The organism is Thermohalobaculum xanthum (genome assembly GCF_016623495.1).
GTDB classification, from domain to species: Bacteria; Pseudomonadota; Alphaproteobacteria; order Rhodobacterales; family Rhodobacteraceae; genus Thermohalobaculum; species Thermohalobaculum xanthum.
The window spans coordinates 209,345-229,462 of sequence record NZ_JAEHHL010000007.1 but is presented as its reverse complement, the minus strand read 5'-3'; the positions used below and the strand labels follow the sequence as shown (position 1 = coordinate 229,462).

21 protein-coding genes are annotated in these 20,118 nt (G+C 69.8%); 15 read left to right on the top strand and 6 right to left on the bottom strand.

Going from position 1 to position 20,118, the window contains the following annotated elements; genetic code table 11:
- Nucleotides 1-2: 2 nt before the first annotated feature.
- A complete protein-coding gene (locus tag H0I76_RS12815) occupies nt 3-782 on the bottom strand; it encodes a sulfite exporter TauE/SafE family protein (RefSeq protein ID WP_234455292.1) in 780 nt (259 codons plus the stop codon).
- 289 nt (nt 783-1,071) lie between these two features.
- Between H0I76_RS12815 and H0I76_RS12810 the strand changes: the two genes are divergently transcribed.
- The gene (locus H0I76_RS12810; protein ID WP_200610395.1) at nt 1,072-2,766 is read left to right on the top strand and encodes an acyl-CoA dehydrogenase family protein; all 1,695 of its coding nucleotides are present in this window, start codon (nt 1,072-1,074) and stop codon (nt 2,764-2,766) included.
- 31 nt (nt 2,767-2,797) lie between these two features.
- On the opposite strand, the gene H0I76_RS12805 is transcribed toward H0I76_RS12810, so the two are convergent.
- The 5 genes from H0I76_RS12805 to H0I76_RS12785 form a co-directional block, all read right to left on the bottom strand.
- Nucleotides 2,798-3,463 (bottom strand): hypothetical protein, encoded by a 666-nt coding sequence (locus H0I76_RS12805; RefSeq protein ID WP_200610394.1) that lies wholly within the window; start codon nt 3,461-3,463, stop codon nt 2,798-2,800.
- A 171-nt stretch (nt 3,464-3,634) separates the two neighbouring features.
- Nucleotides 3,635-5,173, bottom strand: a complete 1,539-nt coding sequence (locus H0I76_RS12800) for a M81 family metallopeptidase (protein WP_200610392.1) — start codon at nt 5,171-5,173, stop codon at nt 3,635-3,637.
- A 44-nt stretch (nt 5,174-5,217) separates the two neighbouring features.
- Nucleotides 5,218-5,808: an MOSC domain-containing protein gene (locus H0I76_RS12795; RefSeq protein WP_200610390.1), complete on the bottom strand. Its 591-nt coding sequence runs from the start codon at nt 5,806-5,808 to the stop codon at nt 5,218-5,220.
- Nucleotides 5,809-5,881: 73 nt separating this feature from the next.
- Nucleotides 5,882-6,523 (bottom strand): uracil-DNA glycosylase, encoded by a 642-nt coding sequence (locus H0I76_RS12790; protein WP_325166448.1) that lies wholly within the window; start codon nt 6,521-6,523, stop codon nt 5,882-5,884.
- Between the two features lie 21 nt (nt 6,524-6,544).
- The gene (locus H0I76_RS12785; RefSeq protein WP_200610381.1) at nt 6,545-7,138 is read right to left on the bottom strand and encodes a LabA-like NYN domain-containing protein; all 594 of its coding nucleotides are present in this window, start codon (nt 7,136-7,138) and stop codon (nt 6,545-6,547) included.
- A gap of 48 nt (nt 7,139-7,186) precedes the next feature.
- Between H0I76_RS12785 and folK the strand changes: the two genes are divergently transcribed.
- The 14 genes from folK to recO all read left to right on the top strand — a co-directional run bounded on the left by folK (nt 7,187) and on the right by recO (nt 20,118).
- On the top strand, nt 7,187-7,828 hold the full coding sequence (gene folK, locus H0I76_RS12780; RefSeq protein ID WP_325166447.1) for a 2-amino-4-hydroxy-6-hydroxymethyldihydropteridine diphosphokinase: 642 nt from the start codon (nt 7,187-7,189) through the stop codon (nt 7,826-7,828).
- 100 nt (nt 7,829-7,928) lie between these two features.
- Nucleotides 7,929-8,300 (top strand): DNA-directed RNA polymerase subunit omega, encoded by a 372-nt coding sequence (rpoZ, locus tag H0I76_RS12775; RefSeq protein WP_200610380.1) that lies wholly within the window; start codon nt 7,929-7,931, stop codon nt 8,298-8,300.
- 40 nt (nt 8,301-8,340) lie between these two features.
- Complete coding sequence (locus H0I76_RS12770; protein ID WP_200610379.1) at nt 8,341-10,539, top strand: RelA/SpoT family protein; 2,199 nt, start codon at nt 8,341-8,343, stop codon at nt 10,537-10,539.
- A gap of 55 nt (nt 10,540-10,594) precedes the next feature.
- Nucleotides 10,595-11,188: a DUF2062 domain-containing protein gene (locus H0I76_RS12765; protein WP_200610377.1), complete on the top strand. Its 594-nt coding sequence runs from the start codon at nt 10,595-10,597 to the stop codon at nt 11,186-11,188.
- Between the two features lies 1 nt (nt 11,189).
- Nucleotides 11,190-12,005 (top strand): pyridoxine 5'-phosphate synthase, encoded by an 816-nt coding sequence (locus H0I76_RS12760; protein ID WP_200610375.1) that lies wholly within the window; start codon nt 11,190-11,192, stop codon nt 12,003-12,005.
- Nucleotides 12,005-12,628 (top strand): LysE family translocator, encoded by a 624-nt coding sequence (locus H0I76_RS12755; RefSeq protein ID WP_200610374.1) that lies wholly within the window; start codon nt 12,005-12,007, stop codon nt 12,626-12,628. Before H0I76_RS12760 ends, H0I76_RS12755 begins: the two co-directional genes overlap by 1 nt.
- 231 nt (nt 12,629-12,859) lie before the next feature.
- Nucleotides 12,860-13,285 carry a holo-ACP synthase gene (gene acpS / locus H0I76_RS12750; RefSeq protein ID WP_200610372.1) on the top strand — a complete coding sequence of 142 codons (426 nt, stop codon included), beginning with the start codon at nt 12,860-12,862 and terminating at the stop codon, nt 13,283-13,285.
- A 110-nt stretch (nt 13,286-13,395) separates the two neighbouring features.
- On the top strand, nt 13,396-14,355 hold the full coding sequence (locus H0I76_RS12745) for a TAXI family TRAP transporter solute-binding subunit (protein ID WP_200610369.1): 960 nt from the start codon (nt 13,396-13,398) through the stop codon (nt 14,353-14,355).
- A 70-nt stretch (nt 14,356-14,425) separates the two neighbouring features.
- Entirely contained in the window at nt 14,426-16,240 is a 1,815-nt protein-coding gene (locus tag H0I76_RS12740) for a TRAP transporter permease (protein WP_200610368.1), read from the top strand.
- Between the two features lie 98 nt (nt 16,241-16,338).
- Complete coding sequence (lepB, locus tag H0I76_RS12735) at nt 16,339-17,223, top strand: signal peptidase I (RefSeq protein WP_200610366.1); 885 nt, start codon at nt 16,339-16,341, stop codon at nt 17,221-17,223.
- A gap of 94 nt (nt 17,224-17,317) precedes the next feature.
- Nucleotides 17,318-18,016: a ribonuclease III gene (gene rnc, locus H0I76_RS12730; RefSeq protein ID WP_200610365.1), complete on the top strand. Its 699-nt coding sequence runs from the start codon at nt 17,318-17,320 to the stop codon at nt 18,014-18,016.
- 31 nt (nt 18,017-18,047) lie between these two features.
- On the top strand, nt 18,048-18,959 hold the full coding sequence (era, locus tag H0I76_RS12725; protein ID WP_200610364.1) for a GTPase Era: 912 nt from the start codon (nt 18,048-18,050) through the stop codon (nt 18,957-18,959).
- A 5-nt stretch (nt 18,960-18,964) separates the two neighbouring features.
- Complete coding sequence (locus tag H0I76_RS12720) at nt 18,965-19,297, top strand: DUF1491 family protein (protein ID WP_200610363.1); 333 nt, start codon at nt 18,965-18,967, stop codon at nt 19,295-19,297.
- Nucleotides 19,298-19,371: 74 nt separating this feature from the next.
- Complete coding sequence (gene recO, locus H0I76_RS12715; RefSeq protein WP_200610362.1) at nt 19,372-20,118, top strand: DNA repair protein RecO; 747 nt, start codon at nt 19,372-19,374, stop codon at nt 20,116-20,118.

The window sequence follows — 20,118 nt, the reverse complement described above, 5'->3', positions numbered from 1 at the left end:
ATTCAGAACAGCCCGCGCCGCAGCAGGTTGAGCCCGGCGATGCACAGCACCGCCAGCGTCATGCGCCGGAACAGGCGCTGATCGAGCCGGTCCTGCACCGCCAGCCCCAGCGCCATGCCCGCCGCGACGGGCAGGCACATGGCCAGCGAGAACGGGATCGTCACCGCGTTCAGAAGGCCGCTCTGGAGATGGGCGCCGACCAGGATCACCGATCCCAGAAGATAGGCGATGCCCTGCGCCCGGATCATCTCGATCTTCGGCGTGGCAAGCGCGATCAGGAAGAACAGCACCGGCGGCCCCCACACGCCCGAGATCCCGCCGGTGATCCCCGCGATCAGCCCGGCCGCGACCTCGCTCGCGGTGCGGCCGGGCCCGGTCTTCGGCGCTTGTGGCCGCCAGCCCCAGAGCTGCAACCCCGCGGCCACAGTCACCACCACGCCCAACGTGACGAAAAGCGTGCCCGAGGAGATTCGCGGCACCAGCTGCGCCACGACGCCGATCGTCAGCGCCATCATGATGTTGAGCCGCCAGAACTCCTTGAGGGTCCAGATCGCCGCAAGCGGGCCCTGCCGCAATGTCTGCCAGAGGTTCGAGAGAAAGGTCGGGATGATCAGGACCGCGACCGCCTCCTGCGCCGTGAGGAAGCTTCCCAGCCCGGCGATGCTGATCATGGGCAGCGCGAAGCCGACCGCGCCCTTCACGAACCCGCCAAGGCCCATGACCGTCGCCGCAGCGACGAACAGGCCGATCTCGAAACCTGCAAGAGCGTCGGCGTGTTCCAAGCGTCCGGTCCGGAAAATGCTGCGGGATCGGCGCCCCTCTTACACGGACGATTGCTGCCTGTCCCGGACCATCTGGAATAATTTCCCCGGCCACGCCCAAACCTTTGTGAGCAGCAGGCGCACGCGCGATTGCAGGCAAGAAACAACCTTCATGCCCATGTGGAGCGCAAGAATCTTGCGTTCACTCCCTTGACCGCTGCCTCTGCCACGGCTAGGACAATTCGCAGATGCAATATTGATTCCGCGCCGCAGCACGAGCCGCCTGTGGCCGCCGCCGAGGAGCCCGCCGATGACCGCCTCACCCGCACGCGTCGACGCCCCCGCATCGCTTGCCGCCGATCCCGCGCTGGTCAGCCTGGGTCGCGAGTCGGTGACCGCGGCGGAGGCGCTGCTGATCGAGGCGCGCGGGCGCCTTGCACGCGAGGTTAGCGCCCAGGGCCGCGTCTCGGGGCGGATGCTCGACGACCACCAGTACGCGGCCCACGGGCTCGCCTGGCTGGCGACCTATGTCGAGGCGCTCCGCCAGATGACCGGCTGGGCCGGGCGGCTCGAGGAAGCGGGCCGGCTGGGCGAGATCGAGCGCCTGATCTACGCCATCGGCATGGGCGAATACCTCGCCCAGATCGCGGGCGGCATCCCGATGAGCCAGGGCGAGATCGCCCGCCCGTCCGAGCTTGGCCTCGGCCCGGTCGAGCTCGCGGGGTTCTCGACCGACGCCGTGCAGCGGCTCATCGCCGAGGGCAACACCGATGCCCACCGCATGCGGCTGGTGCAGATCATGACCGAGCGCGAGGGCGCGGCGACCTTCGGCGACTGCGGCCTCGATGACGAGTTCGAGATGATCCGCGACCAGTTCCGCCGCTTTGCCGACGAGCGCGTGGTGCCCCACGCCCATGGCTGGCACCTGCGCGACGAGCTGATCCCGATGGAGATCATCGAGGAGATGTCCGGCCTCGGCGTCTTTGGCCTCACCATCCCCGAGGAACATGGCGGCTTCGGCATGGGCAAGACTGCGATGTGCGTCGTCTCCGAGGAACTCTCGCGCGGTTATATCGGCGTGGGCTCGCTCGGCACGCGCTCGGAGATTGCGGCCGAGCTGATCCTCGGCGGCGGCACCGAGGCGCAGAAGGCGCATTACCTGCCCAAGATCGCGAGCGGCGAGATCCTGCCGACCGCGGTCTTTACCGAGCCCAACACCGGCTCGGACCTCGGCGCGCTGCGCACCCGCGCCGTGCGCGAGGGCGAGGACTGGGTGATCACCGGCAACAAGACCTGGATCACCCATGCCGGCCGCACCGACCTGATGACGGTGCTGGCCCGCACCATCCCCGACACGAAGGATTATTCGGGCCTCTCGATGTTCCTCGCCCCCAAGACGCGCGGCACCGACGAGACCCCCTTCCCCGACGCCACCATCGAGGGCGGCGAGATCGAGGTCCTCGGCTATCGCGGCATGAAGGAATACACCCTCGCCCTCGACGGTCACCGCGTGCCGGGCGATGCGCTGCTCGGCGGGGTCGAGGGGCAGGGCTTCAAGCAGCTGATGCGCACCTTCGAATCGGCCCGCATCCAGACCGCGGCCCGCGCCATCGGCGTGGCGCAGTCGGCGATGGAGATCGCGCTCCGCTATGCGCAGGAGCGGGTCGCCTTCGGCAAGCCGCTCTCGGCCTTCCCGCGCGTCGCATCCAAGCTGGCCATGATGGCGGTCGAGGTCATGATCGCGCGTCAGATCACCTACTATGCCGCGCGCGAGAAGGACGCCGACCGGCGCTGCGACCTGGAGGCCGGGATGGCCAAGCTGCTTGGCGCCCGGGTCGCCTGGGCGGCGGCGGACAATGGCCTCCAGATCCACGGCGGCAACGGCTTCGCGCTCGAATACCCGATCAGCCGGGTGCTCTGCGACGCGCGCATCCTCAACATCTTCGAGGGCGCGGCCGAGATCCAGGCGGGCGTGATCGCGCGACGCGTGCTCGAGGGGAACTGAGCGAACCGAATTACTGCTCGCCGCAACAAATCTACTCGATCATGCAGAAACGTTGCCTGTATTCGCGAGCCAGGGCGATGAAGGCGGGGGCATCCTCGGGGCGCAGCTTGACTACCGCTTCATACACCGAACCTACATAGACGATCCTGCCATCTTCCTGACTGCGATAGTGGTTTGACCGAAGGTGCTCGCCGAACATGCCATCCAGGACCCCCGGCGCCATCATGATCCGGGCTGCCCTGGAGGGGCTCGGGTCACCATTGAGCTTGAAGTGATATTCTAAGGTCTTTTCCGTCTCATGACGCAACGTACCACCCCGCCGATGGTCGGCCAGCCACCTGGGATCGAGTTCGAAGGACGCAACGAACGTCGTCGCATCGAACTGCGTAGGCTCGGAATCGACCGAGTATTTCCCGAGTTCCCAAGACATGACTGCGCGCGACTGGTCGTCCCAGTGAAATTCGAACTGGCAGTCGGTGATGCGTAAGAATGAATTCACCGGGCCAGTGATATATTCGGTCGAGGAACCAGCCGGAGCGCGACGACGAATGTCGGGGCCAACATACCGAGACGCGAGCCGCATCATTTCTTCCGCCATTTCCTGCTGGGTCGCCGGCTCGCTGGCGACCGAGATCGAGGTGGAAATCGAAATCGAAAGGCTTGTGAGTGCCGCAACAAGCAGTCTGATGAAACTCATGGATATTCCGCACCCGTCGTCAAAATACTTCCGAAAATAATCATGTCGGCGCGTTCGATAGGGCGCAATGCTCGATCGAAGTCTAACACCACGACCGCCCCAAACACCGCCTCGGACAACCCTGCCGTCAGGCGTGGCATGTTCGTGTTTTAGCGCGAGCAGCAGTAGCTGCTATGGGACCCGGCCCGTCGATTTCTGGTACTGCACCATGCCCTGAGAACAGGGGCCACATGGCCCCAGCCGAACGCCCGGACGAAGCCGGCGATAGGGGATCGCGGCCAGATCGCAGGGAAAGCCCCCGGGCGCCGCCGCGATCAGCGTCTGGGCCGCGATCGGGTCGAAATCGGCGCGGAAATGGGCCGTGCTCTTGACCGCGACGATGCGCTGGCGGCTTGGGTCGATCCCGATATGGGTGAAGATCGCACGGTCGAGGCACTGGCTGCGGTGGCTGCCGACGACAACGCGTACATCGGCCCGCGCGTCCTCGACCCGCAGCACCGCCGTCGGGCCCAGCACGGCGATCCCGCCGCCATACATCTCGCCCGTGAAGCGGCATTGCCCGTCGCTCAGCGCCTCGACCCGGAACCGGCCCTCGAAGGGCGCCTGACCCGGCAGGCCGGACTTGCCGCCGAGCGGCCCGGCGATCACCTCACCAAGCCCCGCCGCATGCGCGCGCGCCGCCATTTCGGGATCATTGAGCAGCCCCAGCACCGCGCCCTCCGCCCCCTCGGCCACCAGCGCGGCGAGCAGCCCGGTCGAGTCCGAGCTCGCCCCCGCGCCGGGGTTGTCCTGCACATCGGCGATCACCACGGGCCTGTCGCCGCGGTTCGCCATCGCGACCCGCACTGCCTCGGCCGGGCTCAGCATCCCGCAGTCGAAGGCGCCCTCGGCAGCCGCGATGGCGCCGATGAGCCTGTCCACGACGGCATCGGCCACCGCCTGATCCGGCGCATAGGCCACCACCGACGGCCCCGCATCGAAGATATCCGCCGCCGTGAAGCCGAGCGCGATATCGGCCGAGACGCCCTCGCCTCCGAACTCCTCCAGCGCGCGATAGAGCGACCGGCAGGGCTCGGCCCCCGTGAACTGGGCGTGGAGGGGGATGAGATAGGGCGCCTGCCGGAACGCCTTGCAGGGCGCCGCCCCTTCGATGGCGCGCATCAGGATCGGCAGGCAGCGCGCTCCGCTCGCCGCCATGTCGAGATGCGGATAGGTCCGGTAGAGCGTCAGCGCGGTGGCGTGCCCGACCATGGCGGGCGTGACATTCGCATGCAGGTCGAGACTCGCGACGATCGGCAGCGCCCCGCCCAGCTCGGCGCGCAGGCGGCGCAGCAGTTCGCCCTCGCCGTCATCATGGCTCTCGGTCACCATCGCGCCGTGCAGGTCGAGATAGAGCCCGTCGATCCGCCCCGCGCGGCGGAGACCGTCGATCAGCATCCCCGCGATGCGCTCGAAGGCCTCGTCCGTGACATGGCCCGAGGGCTCGGCCGCGCACCACATGAGTGGCACCAGTTCCACGCCGTGCGCGCGCCGCGCCGCGGCGGCAAAGCCGGCGACGGGCAGGTTCAGGCCAAGCGTCTGCGCGATCACCGCCTCGCCAGCCAGAAGGCCCGGCCATGAATCGGCGATGTCGAACTCGTGGAACCCGGCCTTGCCGGTGGCGAAGGTGTTGGTCTCGTGCTGGAAGCCGGCGATGGCGATCCGGGTCATCCTCGGGCGAAGCTCCGATCCGCTGGGTCTCGTGGGCCCGGTCGTCAGCCGGCCAGCTTGCGCACGGCGTCGCCGGCGGTCACCGTCCCGTCCTGCACGACCCGGGCATAGATCCCGCGCAGCCGGTGCGTCTTGCCGTCGCCGGTGTTGACGAAGACGCAGGCGTCGCGGCCATAGCGGTCGATGAAGCTCTGGCAACCGTTATGCGGCTCGGCGGTGATCTCGAGGATGCACGACCCGATCGCGATCCGACTGCCGGGCGGCAGGTTCGCGGGCGTGAGGTTCATGTCGATGAACAGGTTGTCTCCCGCCGCGGCCCATCGCGCGCGTTCGCCCGCGATCGCCCCGATCATGCGCGACATCATCAGGCAGATCTGGACGTCGGGATGGGGCCGGCCGTCCTCGGTCGTGCGCCAGCAGCCGCGCGACCAGTGGTCGCCCTCGACCCCGTGGCTCGCCGTCAGGCGCGTATGCGCGACGTCCCGGCGCAGCCCGTGCTCGGGCCGCACGACGATCATGTCGAGCGTCCCCACATCCGCCAGCGCGGCCAGGATATGGGGCAGCGCTGCGGCAAGCTCGGCCCGGTCGCGCGCGCGGTCGGTGGCGCTGGGGTGGGGCGTGGTCTGGCTGGCCATATGTCGGTGATCCTTCGATGCGCGGGCGCCCGATCCTATGGCGGCCCGCGCCGGCGCGCCAGTCGCCCCGGAGTCAGCGGGGCGCACCCGCGGTCGCGGCTGCGAACACCGCCTCGAACATCTCGGGCGTCAGCCGGCCGGTATTGGTGTTGTAGCGCGAGCAGTGATAGCTCGCATGGATCCGCAACTCGCCGATGCGCGAGGCCGCGCCATGCCCGAAGGGATGCTGCGCCACCCGGCCGCCCAGCGCGCGAATCGTCGAATCATGCGCGATCTTGCCCAGCGTCACGATCGTGCCGAGCCGCGGCAGCGCCGCGATGCGGGCGGCCAGGAATGAGCGGCAGGCGTTCACCTCGGCCCCGGTCGGCCGATTCTGCGGCGGCACGCATCGCACCGCGTTCGTCACCATCGCCCCGCGCAGCTGCAACCCGTCATCGGGCCGCGCCGCGAAGACGCCGCGCGTGAGACCGAACTTCGCCAGCGTGCCATAGAGCAGCGAGCCCGCGAAATCGCCGGTGAAGGGCCTGCCGGTCCGGTTCGCCCCGGTCACGCCGGGCGCGAGGCCGACCACCAAGAGCCACGCATCCGGGTCGCCAAAGCTCGGCACCGCGCCGTTGAACCAGTCAGGCTCGGCTGCGCGATTCGCGTCGCGATAGGCGACCAGCCGCGGACAAAGCGTGCAGTCGCGCGGCGCCTCGGATGCGGGTTGGGGCACGGTAATGCGCGGGGCTGTGGATCAGCCCTCGGCGCCGTTGTCGGCTTCTTCCGTCTCGCGGCCGTTGCGGGGGGCGGCGCGGTCCTCGCGCGGCGGGCGGCCGATCACTTCGCGCAGCTCCTCGAGCTCGATGAAGTTGTCGGCCTGGCGGCGCAGGTCGTCGGCGATCATCGGCGGCGACGAGCGGATGGTCGAGACGACCGAGACGCGCACGCCCTTGCGCTGCAGCGCCGCCACCAACGGGCGGAAGTCGCCATCGCCCGAGAACAGCACGATGTGCTCGACATAGTTGGCCATCTCCATCGCGTCGATCGCGAGCTCGATGTCCATGTTGCCCTTGACCTTGCGCCGGCCGGTCGAGTCGGTGAACTCCTTGGCGGGCTTGGTCACCAGCGTGAAGCCGTTGTAATCGAGCCAGTCCACCAGCGGGCGGATCGGGGAATATTCCTCGTTCTCGATCAGGGCGGTGTAGTAGAAGGCGCGAACCAGCTTTCCGCGGCGCAGGAACTCGGATCTCAGAAGCTTGTAATCTATATCGAAGCCCAGAGCCTTGGTCGCAGCGTAAAGGTTCGAGCCGTCGATGAAGAGAGCGAGACGCTCGTCGCGATAGAACATAATTTCCTCAGGCACTATGCCACATGGTGAATTGCCAGATGGCGGTTGATGGTCCGCGGGGCGCGCGATTCGGGGGGCACTCTTTACTCCGGACCGAAACGGAATTCCATTCATTGCGGAGCCGGCATGCCGACTGCCTTGATTGCCTTGGGCGCAAATATCCCATCGGGTAATGCCGACATCAAGGCGACCTTATGCCTAGCGTTGGCTATACTAAAGGATAGTGACGGAATCGATGCGATCCAACCGTCGCGCTGGTTTCGCACGCCTGCTTTTCCCCCCGGCAGCGGTCCCGATTTCGTGAACGGCGCCGCGCGCGTCGAGACTGGTCTCGAGCCGGCCGAGCTGCTCGAGCGCCTGCACGCGGTCGAGGAAACGCTCGGGCGCAGGCGCAAGGCGCGCTGGGCGCCGCGGGTCTGCGACCTCGACCTCATCGCGATGGGCGATGCCATGCTTCCCGACGCACAAACGGTGCGCGACTGGATCGCGCTCGACCTGGGCAAGGCGCAGACGCTGGTGCCGCCGCGCCTGATCCTGCCGCATCCGCGCCTGCACGAGCGTGCCTTCGTTCTGGTCCCGCTCGCCGACATCGCGCCCGAGTGGCGCCACCCCCTCACGGGCCGGTCGGTCGCCGAGATGCTCGCGGCCCTTCCCGAGGCCGCGCGCGCCGAGGTCGTCGCACTGCCATGAGGGCGCCCGGAGACGGCATGGGGCGCTGCGTCTTGAATTCGCCGCATCTGCACCATATACACCGCACTTCCGATCAGGATCAGCGACAGGGAGATGCCTCATGGCCCGCGTCACCGTTGAAGACTGCGTGGACAAGGTCCCCAACCGGTTCGACCTCGTGATGCTTGCCGCGCACCGCGCGCGCACGATCTCGTCCGGCGCGCCGATCACCATCGACCGCGACAACGACAAGAACCCCGTGGTCGCCCTGCGCGAGATCGCCGATGAGACGCTCGAGCCCGACGTGCTGCGCGAGCAGGCGATCGAGGCGTCGCAGCGGCAGATCGAGGTCGACGAGCCGGAAGAGGACAACATGGCGATGCTGCTTGGCGCCGAGGTCGGCGTCCAGCCGGCACCGCCGCAGCCCGCGACGGACGATTTGGACGAGGAGAAGCTTCTCCGCGCCCTGATGGCCGAGCAGGACAGAGGCTGAACGGCACGGCCGGCGCCGGCCCGAGCGGAGCGTAGTCTAGGTGATCCGCCAATACGAGCTGGTCGAGAAGGTCCGCGACTATAACCCCAACACCGACGAGGCGCTGCTCAACCGCGCCTATGTCTTCGGCGCGACCGCGCATGCCAACCAGCGGCGCGCGAGCGGCGAGCCCTACTGGGGCCACCCGCTCGAGGTCGCGTCGATCCTGACCGATCTGCGCCTCGACGACTCGACCATCGTGACGGCCCTGCTGCACGACACCGTCGAGGACACGCCCGCGACCTCGGACGAGATCGCGCGCCTGTTCGGCGAGGAGATCGCCGGCCTCGTCGACGGCGTGACCAAGCTCACCAAGCTCGAGGTCACCTCGACCGAGACGGCGCAGGCAGAGAATTTCCGCAAGCTCCTGCTGGCCATGGCCAAGGACGTGCGGGTGATCCTGGTCAAGCTGGCCGATCGCCTGCACAACATGCGCACGCTCGACCATCTCAAGCCCGAGAAGCGCCGCCGCATCGCGCAGGAGACGATGGACATCTACGCGCCGCTGGCAGGCCGGATGGGCATGCAGTCGATGCGCGAGGAACTCGAGGACCTGGCCTTCGAGGTCCTCAACCCCGAGGCCCGCACCTCGATCATGCGCCGCTTCCTCAAGCTCCGGCGCGACAGCGGCGACCTGATCCCGAAGATCTCGGCCGAGCTGTCGCGGGTCCTTGCCGAGGCGGGGATCGAGGCCGAGGTGCGCGGGCGCGAGAAGAAGCCCTACTCGATCTGGCGCAAGATGGAGGAGAAGCAGATCAGCTTCTCGCAGCTCTCGGACATCTACGGCTTCCGCGTGATCGTGACCACGGATGCGGACTGCTACGCCGCGCTGGGCGCGATCCATCGCCACTGGCGCGCGGTGCCGGGGCGGTTCAAGGACTACATCTCGGGGCCCAAGGCGAACGGCTATCGCTCGATCCACACCACCGTGTCGGGGCCGGGTGCCGCGCGCGTCGAGATGCAGATACGCACCTGGCAGATGCATGCCGTCGCCGAGACCGGCGTGGCGGCGCACTGGGCCTATCGCGACGGCGAGCGGGTCGAGAACCCCTTCGCGGTCGATCCCTACAGCTGGTTGCGCGATCTGCTGGCGCGCATCGAGGCGGGCAACGAGCCGCAGGAGTTCCTCGAGCATGTCAAGCTCGACATGTTCACCGACCAGGTCTTTTGCTTCACGCCGAAGGGCGAGGTGGTCGGGCTGCCGCGCGGCGCGACGCCGATCGATTTCGCCTATGCCATCCACACCCGTATCGGCGAGCGCTGCGCCGGCGCGCTGGTCGACGGGCGGCGCGTGCCGCTCTGGACCCGGCTGCGCAACGGCCAGCAGGTCGAGATCATCACGGCCGAGGGCCAGCGCCCCTCGCCGCACTGGGAAGACATGGCCAAGACCGGCCGCGCCAAGCACGCGATCCGGCGCGCCCTGCGCGACCGGCAGCGCGAGGAGGAACTGGCGCTGGGGCGCGACCTGATCGAGCAGACCTTCGCCCGGCGCGGCCGCGAGGGCGGCGCCAAGGCCTACCAGGCCGCGGCGGTCAAGCTCGGCCAGCCCTCGGTCGAGGCAATGCTCGTCCAGCTCGCGCGCGGCGAACTCTCCGCCCACCAGGTCTACGAGGCGATCTATCCAAGCCCCAACGCGGTCGAGGAGGTGGCACCCGAGCCGGCCGAGGCGCTGACCGATCCCAAGCGTGTGCGCGGCGTCAGCCGCGGCGCGGCGGTGATCTTCTGCCAAACCTGCCTGCCCGTGCCGGGCGAGCGGATCATCGGCCTTGCGCGCCGCGGCGGCGTGGTGGTGCACGAGATGTCCTGCCCGATCCTCGAGCAGCACGAGGCCGACCTGACGCGCTGGCACGACCTGCGCTGGTCGCCCGACGCCTCGCGCACGCCGGCCAACCTGGCGCGCATCGACCTCACCTTGCTCAACCAGCCGGGCACGCTGGGCAAGGTCTGCACGCTGGTGGGCGAGCAGAATGCCAATATCGACAATATCGGCGTGAGCACCCGCAAGCCCGATTTCTTCCTGATGACCATGGATATCGAGGTCCGCGACTTGCGCCACCTCAACGACATCCTCACATCCCTCAGGGCACAGAGCTTCGTGAACAAGGTCGAGCGCGCGCGGCACGCACCGCCGCCCGGTCAGGAACTCAGCGTCGATCAGCCGCGCCTGCCATTGGGCACGGATCCGGCCGCCGGGGCTTGAGCCGAGTGGCCGCACGGTTAAGGTCGCGGCGAGAATTGCGTGGGAGCGGTGGCGTATGATCTTCAAACGGCGTGAGAAGCCGCCCTTCTGGGACCGGATGCGCGAGATCATGTATCCGCGCAAGGGCGCGCTGCGCGGCGTCCATTACCTGCGCAAGCGCATCCACCGCCTGCCCGACAGCCCGCACCGCATCGCGCTGGGCTTCGCCTGCGGCGCCATGGCCTCGTTCACGCCGTTCTTCGGTTTCCATTTCGGCATCGCCGCGGCGCTTGCCTTCCTGCTGCGCGGGAACCTGCTCGCGTCGGCCTTTGGCACCGCCGTCGGCAACCCCCTGACCTTCCCCTTCATCGCCGCCGCTTCGCTGCAGACCGGCTGGCTGATCCTCGGCAACAAGCCGCATGTCGTCGACGAGGGCTTCTCGGTCCACTGGCTGGTCGCGAATATCGAGACGATCTTCGTGCCCTACCTGGTTGGCGGCATCGCGCCGGGGCTGCTGACCTCGTTCGCCGCCTACTGGTTGCTCGGCCCCATCGTCGAGGCGTATCAGGAAAGGCGGCGCAAGAAGCTCGAGGCGCTGGCCGCCGACCGGCGGCGCGCGCTCGATGCCGAGCTTTCGGCCTATACGAACGGCGACCGGCGGGAGGACTGACATGGCGGGCACGGGATCTGTCGGGGACGCGGCGCAGGGCCTCGCGCGGCCGCTGGGGCGGCTGCGTCTCGGGGTGAACATCGACCACGTGGCCACGATCCGCAACGCGCGCGGCGGCGGGCATCCCGACCCGCTGCGCGCTGCGCGGATGGCCGAGGCCGCGGGCGCCGACGGCATCACGGCCCATCTGCGCGAGGACCGGCGCCACATCACCGACAGCGACATCGCCGCGCTGATGGAGGCGCTCGAACTGCCGCTCAACCTCGAGATGGCCGCGACCGACGAGATGCAGGCCATCGCGCTGCGTCACCGGCCGCACGCGGTCTGCATCGTCCCCGAGAAGCGCGAGGAGCGCACGACCGAGGGCGGCCTCGAGGTCGCCGCCGACGAGAACCGCCTCGCCCATTTCATCGCGCCGCTGCGCGAGGCCGGCTGCCGCGTGTCGATCTTCATCGCCGCCGACCGCCGCCAGATCGAGGCCGCCGCGCGCATCGGCGCCCCGGTCATCGAGTTGCACACTGGCGCCTATTGCGACGCCCATGCCGAGGGGCGCCTCGCCGAGCGCGACACCGAGCTCGCGCGGCTGCGCGAGATGGCGAGCTTCGCGCACTCGCTGGGCCTCGAGGTCCATGCCGGCCACGGGCTGACCTTCGACACCGTGGCCCCGGTCGCGGCCTTTCCCGAGGTGATGGAGCTCAATATCGGCCATTTCCTCGTCGGCGAGGCGATCTTCTCGGGCCTCGACAGCGCCATCCGCCGGATGCGTGAGGCGATGGACCGCGCCCGGCGCGAGGCGTTCGGCGAAGGCGTGGCGTGATGACCGGCGCGGCGTTCCTGGTCGCGCCCGCGCTCGCCTTCTTCGTTGCCGCCGCCTCGCCCGGCCCGGCGACACTGTCGGTCGCGGCGACCTCGATGGCGCGCGGCAGGCCCGCGGGGCTGGCCATGGCGGCGGGCCTCTCGCTCGGCCTCGCGGCCTGGGGCGTGGTGGCGGCGACCGGGCTCGGCGCGCTCATGCTGGCGTGGGCGCCGGCGCTCGGCATCGTGCGCATCGCGGGTGGATGCTTCCTGCTGTGGCTTGCCTGGCGTTCGGCGCAGAGCGCGCTGCGCCCGGCCGCGGCCGGCGGCACGGCCTCCGGGGCGAAGGGCGCGCGGGGCATGTTCCGGCAGGGCCTGCTGCTCAACCTGCTCAATCCCAAGGCGCTGCTGGCCTGGGGTGCGGTGATCGCGCTGGGCATGCCGGCAGGCGCCGGTGCGGCCGAGTTCGCTGCGATCGTCGGGGTGTGCTCGGCGCTGGGCTGCGCGATCTACGCGGGCTATGCCGTGCTCTTCTCGCTCGCCGCCGTGCGGGCAGGCTATGCCCGGGCGCGGCGCTGGATCGACGGGGTCTGCGCGGCGCTTTTCGCCGCAGCGGGCGGGGCGCTGATCGCGGGGCGGACCTGAGGCTGGGGCGGTAGGGTGATCGCGCCACCCGCTGGCCACCCGGACAGCGCCCGGCCGCGCCAGACCGGCCGTCCTTCGTCGAGGCAAACGCCCTGATGCGGATCCGGGGCATCGGATTTCCTGCATGGAGTGCCTTCCGGAAAACATGCCGGCCATGTCCGCGCAAACGGGCCGTGCATCGCCGCCGCGGTCTGGCGTAGGGTGGCGCAAACGGGAATCGGGCGCCTTTGAATGATTGTCGGCATCGGATCGGACATCGCGGATATCCGCCGCATCGAGCGCACGCTCGAGCGCTTCGGCAACCGCTTCGTCCAGCGCGTCTTCACCGAGATCGAGCAGGCGAAATCCGAGCGCCGGCGGGAGCGCGTGGCCTCCTACGCCAAGCGCTGGGCGGCGAAGGAGGCCTGCTCGAAGGCGCTGGGCACGGGGCTCAGAATGGGCGTGAACTGGCGCGAGATGGGCGTGGTCAACCTGCCCAGCGGCCAGCCCACCATGCAGCTGACCGGCGGGGCCGCGGTCAGGCTCAGGACGCTGATCCCGCCGGGGCTCGCGCCGCGCGTCCACGTGACGATCACCGACGATCATCCCTACGCCCAGGCCTTCGTCGTGATCGAGGCGATCCCCTCGGACACCCCCTATTTCGGACCCGACCGCTAGGCCGCCGTGGCTTGCCGCGCGGGGAATCGCCTCTGGACAGGGGCGCGCGCCCGCGTAATTGTCGCGCCCCGGGGGCCACGATGCGGGCCCGCATCGGGAGGAAGCAAAGAATGAAGATCATCCGTCTCGCGGTAGCGGCGCTGGCCGCCACGGCCATCCTTGCGCCGGTCTCGGGCTGGGCGCAGACCCGTATCACCTTCAAGTCGGCCAAGACCGGCTCGTCCTACTACCAGATGGCCGTGCAGCTGTCCGAGGCGGTCAAGCGCGGCACCGACGGCGGCATCATCCTGACGGTCGAGGAAAGCCAGGGCTCGGTGCAGAACGTCATGGAGGTCGTGGCCCGCTCGGGCAACTACGTCTTCACCACCCCGCCCGCGCTGGTCGGCTCGGCCCAGGGCGCCAAGGGGCCGTTCCAGGACAAGGGCAACCCGCGCTTCGACGAGATCCGCGCGCTCTTCCCGATCCCCTCGCTGACCATGCATTTTGTCGTCGACGCCGATGCCGGGGTGACCGACCTCGCCGGGCTCGAGGGCAAGACCATCCTGCTCGGCAAGGGCAGCTTCGGCGCCACCGAGGGCGAGAAGTACCTCGAACTCTTCGGCCTCACGGACAAGGTGACGATCGCCGATGCCGAGCTGTCGAACGCCGTGGCGGCGCTCAAGAACGGCCAGATCCACGCCTTCGTCACCGCCGGCAGCTGGCCCGCGCCGAACGTGATCGAGGCGGCCGCCGGCACCGGCGTGACCGTGCTCTCGCTCAGCGACGAACAGATCGCCGAGACCAAGCGCGCGCGCACCGTGATCCCGGCCGGCACCTATGCCGGGCAGGAGGCCGACATCGTCACCACCTCGCTGCCCGTGGTCGCCTATGCCACGACCGAGATGGACGACGACACAGCCTACCGCCTGACCAAGACCTTCTGGGACGAGCGGGCCAAGATGGCCGGCGAGGCCGCGTGGTGGAAGGGCGTCGATGCGGGGCTCCTGGCCAATATCGACGGCAAGATCCATCCCGGCGCGCTCAGGTACTATGACGAGGCGGGCATGGCGGTGACCGAGGCCAACCGCTGAGCCGCTGACCCACGCCGGCGCCAGCCCGATCCATCCCGAGGCGCCTACGCGCCGAGCCCCGGACGGCCAGATGAACGACCCCGTGTCCCCTTCTGCGCCGGCGTGGCGCCTCTTCTGGTGCGCGCTCGGCGCGGCGTCGGTCGGCTTCCACCTGTGGCTGATCTTCTCGGGGCTGGTGCCCAACCTCGTCTCGCGGCCGCTGCACATGGCGCTCGCGCTGCCCTGGGCGCTGGTCTACGGGGCGAAGTCCCCCGCGGCGCGCTGGTCGGGCGCGGCGATGTGCGCGGTGGGGCTTGCCGCCTGTGGCTACATCGCCGCCAATGCGACCGAACTGGGGGACCAGTATGGCTTCCTCTCGGGTCCGATGCAGACCGCGATGGCGGTGGCATTGCTCGTCATCGTGCTCGAGATGGCGCGGCGCGCGATCGGCTGGCCCTTGCCACTGATCGCGGCGCTCGCGCTCGGCTACGGCCTCTTCGGCCAGCATATCGGCGGCGAGTTCGGCCATGCCGGCCTGCCGCTTTCGAGCTTCCTCGGCACGCTCACCATCACCGAAGGCGGCATCTGGGGCAGCCTCACGGGTATCTCGGTGGGGGTGGTGGCGGTCTTCGTGATCTTCGGCGCGGTGCTCAACGCCGGCGAGGCGGGGCAGGGCTTCATGAACCTCGCGACCGCCGCGGCCGGGCGGCTGCGCGGCGGCGCGGCCAAGGTCTCGGTGCTGGCCTCGGCGCTCTTCGGCTCGATCTCGGGATCGGCCTCGGCCAATGTCGCCTCCACCGGCGCGGTGACGCTGCCGGCGATGACGGCGCTGGGCTATCCCCGTCGCCTGGCCGGCGCGGTCGAGGCCGTGGCCTCGTCCGGCGGTCAGATCATGCCGCCGCTGATGGGGGCCGGCGCCTTCGTCATGGTCGAGCTGACCGGCATCCCCTACACCGAGATCGTGATCGCGGCGCTGATCCCGGCGATCCTTTATTTCACCACGGTCTGGCTGGGGATCGACGCCTTCGCCCTGCGCTTCGGGCTCAAGGGCCTGCCCAGCGAGCAGATGCCGCGCGCCGCGACGGTGCTGGCCACGGCCGCCTTCTTCGCCGTGCCCTTCGTCGTCCTCCTGGTCGTGATGTTCGCCATCGGCATGACGCCGCAATACGCGGCGGCGCTGGCCATCCTGTCGGCGGCGGCGCTCCTGCTCTTCGACGCGCGCGGCCTCGTGGGCGCACGGCGCTTCCTTGCCCGGGCCGAGACGGTGTGCCTCACCGCGGGCGGGCAGGTGGCGATGATCGCCTCGATCATCCTGTGCGCCTCGATCGTCATCGGCGTGCTGGGCATGACCGGGCTGGGGGTCAAGCTTACCTCGCTGATCCTGTCGGGCGCGGGTGGGTCGCTGTGGCCGGCGCTGCTGCTCACGGCGCTCGCCTGCCTCGTTCTGGGGATGGAGGTGCCGACCACCGCGGCCTATGTCATCTGCGTCTCGATCGCAGGGCCGGCGCTGCAGGGCCTTGGCCTCGAGCCGCTGACCGCGCATCTCTTCGTCTTCTGGTTCGCGCTCCTGTCGACCATCACGCCGCCGGTCTGCGGCGCCGTCTTCATCGCCGCGGGCATGGTGGGCGAGAACTGGCTCCGGGTTGCGCTCACCGCAATGGCGCTGGGCATGGGGCTCTATATCGTCCCGCTCTGCGTGGTGCACCAGCCGGCTCTGATCGCGCTGGGCGCGCGCCCGGCGGCGGCGCTGGCGGAGGGCGCGGTGACCGCGCTCGGCCTCGGCCTTCTGTCCTACGGCCTGATCGCGCCGTTCACCCTGCCGCGCCGCGCCGCCCTGATCGGGGCGGGGTGCGTGGTGCTGGTGGCCTTCGGCGGGCTTGCCTCGCGGTTTGTCGGCGGCGGCTGAGGCGACGCGCGGGGAAACCGTGCTTGACAGGCCCGGACGAGGCCGCCACATACGCCTGACCCACCGTCGAAGCCCATCACGCAGGTCGAGCCCCCATCATGGCGAAGCGTCAGAAGAAGTCCGACGGTGGCATCTGGGAAACCGTCAAGACGATCTTCTGGGCGCTCCTGATCGCCGCGGTGTTCCGCTCGCTGCTGTTCCAGCCGTTCTCGATCCCCTCGGGCTCGATGAAGCCGACGCTGCTGGTGGGTGACTACCTCTTCGTCAGCAAGTTCGCCTATGGCTACTCGCGATACTCGTTTCCCTTCTCGCCCGACCTGTTCGAGGGGCGGATCTGGTCGGCGATGCCCGAGCGCGGCGATGTCGTGGTGTTCAAGCATCCGCGCCACGACGCCTGCGCCGAGGGGCCGATCTCCTGGACCGTCAACCTGGTCAAGGCGGTGCTGGGCACCAGCAGGCCTGCGCCGAACGACTGCGTCGACTACGTCAAGCGCGTGATCGGGCTGCCGGGCGACCGCATCCAGGTGCGCGGCGGGATCCTGCACATCAACGGCCAGGCGCTGCCGACCGAACCCGTCGCCGATTTCGTTGAGGAAAAGGCGGTCCGCGGCGTGCCCCCGGGCCTGCCGCGATGCATGAACGAGCCGGTCGGGCTGGGCGGCGAATGCCGCAAGGAGCAGTACATCGAGACCCTGCCCGGCGGGCGCAAGCACGCCATCCTCAATGTCGAGGGCGAGATGGGCAACGTCAGGCCGATCACCGGCCGGGCCGACGATACCCGCGAGTTCGTGGTGCCCGACGGGCATCTGTTCTTCATGGGCGACAACCGCGACAACTCGGTCGACAGCCGCTTCCCCGATGTCGGCACCGTGCCGCTCGAGAACCTGATCGGCCGCGCGGACCTGATCGCCTTCTCGTCGGACGGGCCGCTCTGGCAGGTCTGGAACTGGCGCTCGGACCGGTTCCTGAAATCCATCGAGTGACCGGACGCGCGGGCCGCGTCAACCGCGCCCCTTTGCGCGGCGGCGGCGGCTTGGGTATAGGCGAACGGATGGAACCTTCGCTGACCGACGCCAGATGACGCGCAACGCCAGGCAAACGCCGCCCCGGGAGATCGAGCCCGCGCTCGGGCATCGCTTCGCGCGGCCCGCGCTGCTGGCCGAGGCGCTGACGCATCCCTCGGCGGCAAGCCCCGCCCGGCCCGACAACCAGCGGCTCGAGTTTCTGGGCGACCGGGTGCTGGGCCTCGTGATCGCCGAGGCGCTCTTCGCCGCCTATCCCGGCGAGTCCGAGGGAACCCTCGCGCCGCGCTTCAACGCTCTCGTCCGCCGCGAGACCCTGGCCGAGATCGCGCGCGAGATCCGGCTCGGCGAGCATCTCAACCTCGGCCGGTCCGAGAGCCTCTCGGGCGGCCGGCGCAAGGTCGCGATCCTCGCGGACGCGATGGAGGCGGTGATCGCCGCGCTCTATCTCGACGGCGGCATGCCGGCCGCGCGCGGCTTCATCGAGCGCCACTGGACCACCCGTCTGCAGGCCCCGGCCGAGGCGCCGCAGGACGCCAAGACCCGGCTGCAGGAATGGGCGCAGGGGCGCGGGCTCGCGCCGCCCGACTACCAGGTGCTGGACCGCACCGGGCCCGATCACGCGCCGGTCTTCACCATCGAGGCGCGGCTCGCCACCGGCGAGCACGCCACGGCCGAAGCCCCCAGCAAGAAGGCCGCCGAACAGGCCGCCGCCGCGCGGCTTCTCGACAGCATCCTCGGCGCCGGCGCATGAGCCGCCGCGCCCCAAGACCCGGAGACAAGGCATGAGCGCCACCCGCTGCGGTTTCGTCGCGCTGATCGGCGAGCCGAACGCCGGCAAGTCCACGCTGCTCAACGCGATGGTCGGCGCCAAGGTGTCGATCGTCACCCACAAGGTGCAGACCACGCGCACCCGCATCCGCGGGGTCGCGCTCGAAGGCGGCGCGCAGATCGTGTTCGTCGACACGCCCGGCCTGTTCCAGCCGCGCCGGCGCCTAGACCGGGCGATGGTCGCCTCGGCCTGGGCGGGCGTCGAGGATGCCGACGCGGTCGTCTTGATGGTCGAGGCGCAGCGCGGCGTCACCGAAGGGGTCAAGGCGATCCTCGAGGCGCTGGAGAGCCATGTCCGCCCCGGCAAGCCAGTGGCCCTGGCGATCAACAAGATCGATCGCGTCAAGCGCGAGACCCTGCTCGCCCTGACCGCCGATCTCAACGACCGGCGCGCCTTCGAGCGCACCTTCCTGATTTCGGCCCAGAAGGGCCACGGCGTCGCCGATCTCAAGCGCTGGCTGGCCGAGAGCCTGCCCGAGGGCCCCTGGCTCTACCCCGAGGACCAGATCGCCGACCTGCCGCTGCGGATGCTCGCGGCCGAGATCACCCGCGAGAAGCTGACCCTGCGCCTGCACCAGGAGCTGCCCTACCAGCTGACCGTCGAGACCGAGAACTGGGAGGAGCGCAAGGACGGCTCGGCCCGCATCGAGCAGGTCGTCTACGTCGCGCGCGACGGCCACAAGGGCATCGTGCTGGGCAACAAGGGCGCGACCATCAAGGCGGTCGGTGCCGAGGCAAGGGCCGAGATATCCAAGCTGATCGAGCGCCCCTGCCATCTCTTCCTGACCGTGCGCGTGCGTCCCAACTGGCTCGACGAGCCCGAGCGCTACCGCGAGATGGGCCTCGACTTCTCGGACGGAAACTGAGCGCGATGGCCCGGGTCGCGGCGCATGTCTGGGTCGGCGCCTACCTGCAGCGCCTGACGGCCGAGGGCATCTTCGCCCATGTCGTCCATCGCGGCGACGACACGGCCGGCGCCATCGCCGTCAAGGTCGCTCTGATGAACGGGCGTGCATCGCTGTGGTCGCGGGCCTACGGTCTCGAGGGCAACCTCGGCTGGGACGCCGAGATTGCCGATGCGCCCGAGGCCGAGGTCGATGCGGCTCTGGCGCGCGCGCGCGGCCGCGACCGGGACCTGTGGGTCATCGAGGTCGAGGACCCGCGGGGGCGGCACATGCTCGGGGATCCCGGCCTCGCCGGGTAACCGGCCGGCGCGCATGGCATCCGCCCGGGAGCGGGCAGGGCTGGACGTTCGGAACGGGGCGGGCGGAGCGGGAGATGGACTGGCGCGACGAAGGCCTGCTTCTCGGCATTCGCGATCACGGCGAATCGTCGGCGATCATCGATGTGCTGACCGTGCATCACGGTCGCCACTCTGGGCTGGTGCGCGGCGGCGCGGGGCAGAAGATGTCGGCCGTGCTGCAGCCGGGCACGCAGCTCGCCCTCGAATGGCGCGCCCGGCTCGAGGAGCACCTGGGCCATTTCCGCGTCGAGCCGCTGCAAAGCCGCGCCGCCGGGATCATGGCCGGGCGCGGCACGCTGGCCGCCTTCAACGCCATGGCCGCCCTGATCCAGGCGCTGGTGCCCGAACGCGCGCCGGACCAGGGGCTGCACGACGCCAGCGTGGCGCTTGCCGATGCGCTGGCCGCGCAGGCACCCGACTGGCCCGCGATCTACGCGCGCTGGGAGGTGCAGTTCCTCGAGACGCTGGGCTTCGGTCTCGACCTCGAGCGCTGCGCGGTCAGCGGCGCGCCCGACGGCCTCGCCTTCGTCTCGCCCCGCACCGGCCGCGCGGTGACGCGCGAGGCGGGCAGCCCCTGGGCCGGGAAGCTCCTGCCGCTGCCGGGCTTCCTGATCGGCCGGGGCGAGCCGAGTGCCGCGGCGGTGGTCGAGGCGCTGCAGCTGACCGGCTGGTTCCTCGCCAACCGCGCTGTCGCGGCGATGGAGCGCGACGCGCTGCCCGAGGCGCGCGAGCGCCTGCTGCGCCTGCTCGACCGGGCCGCCGCGGCGCCGGGCGGCGGCTGA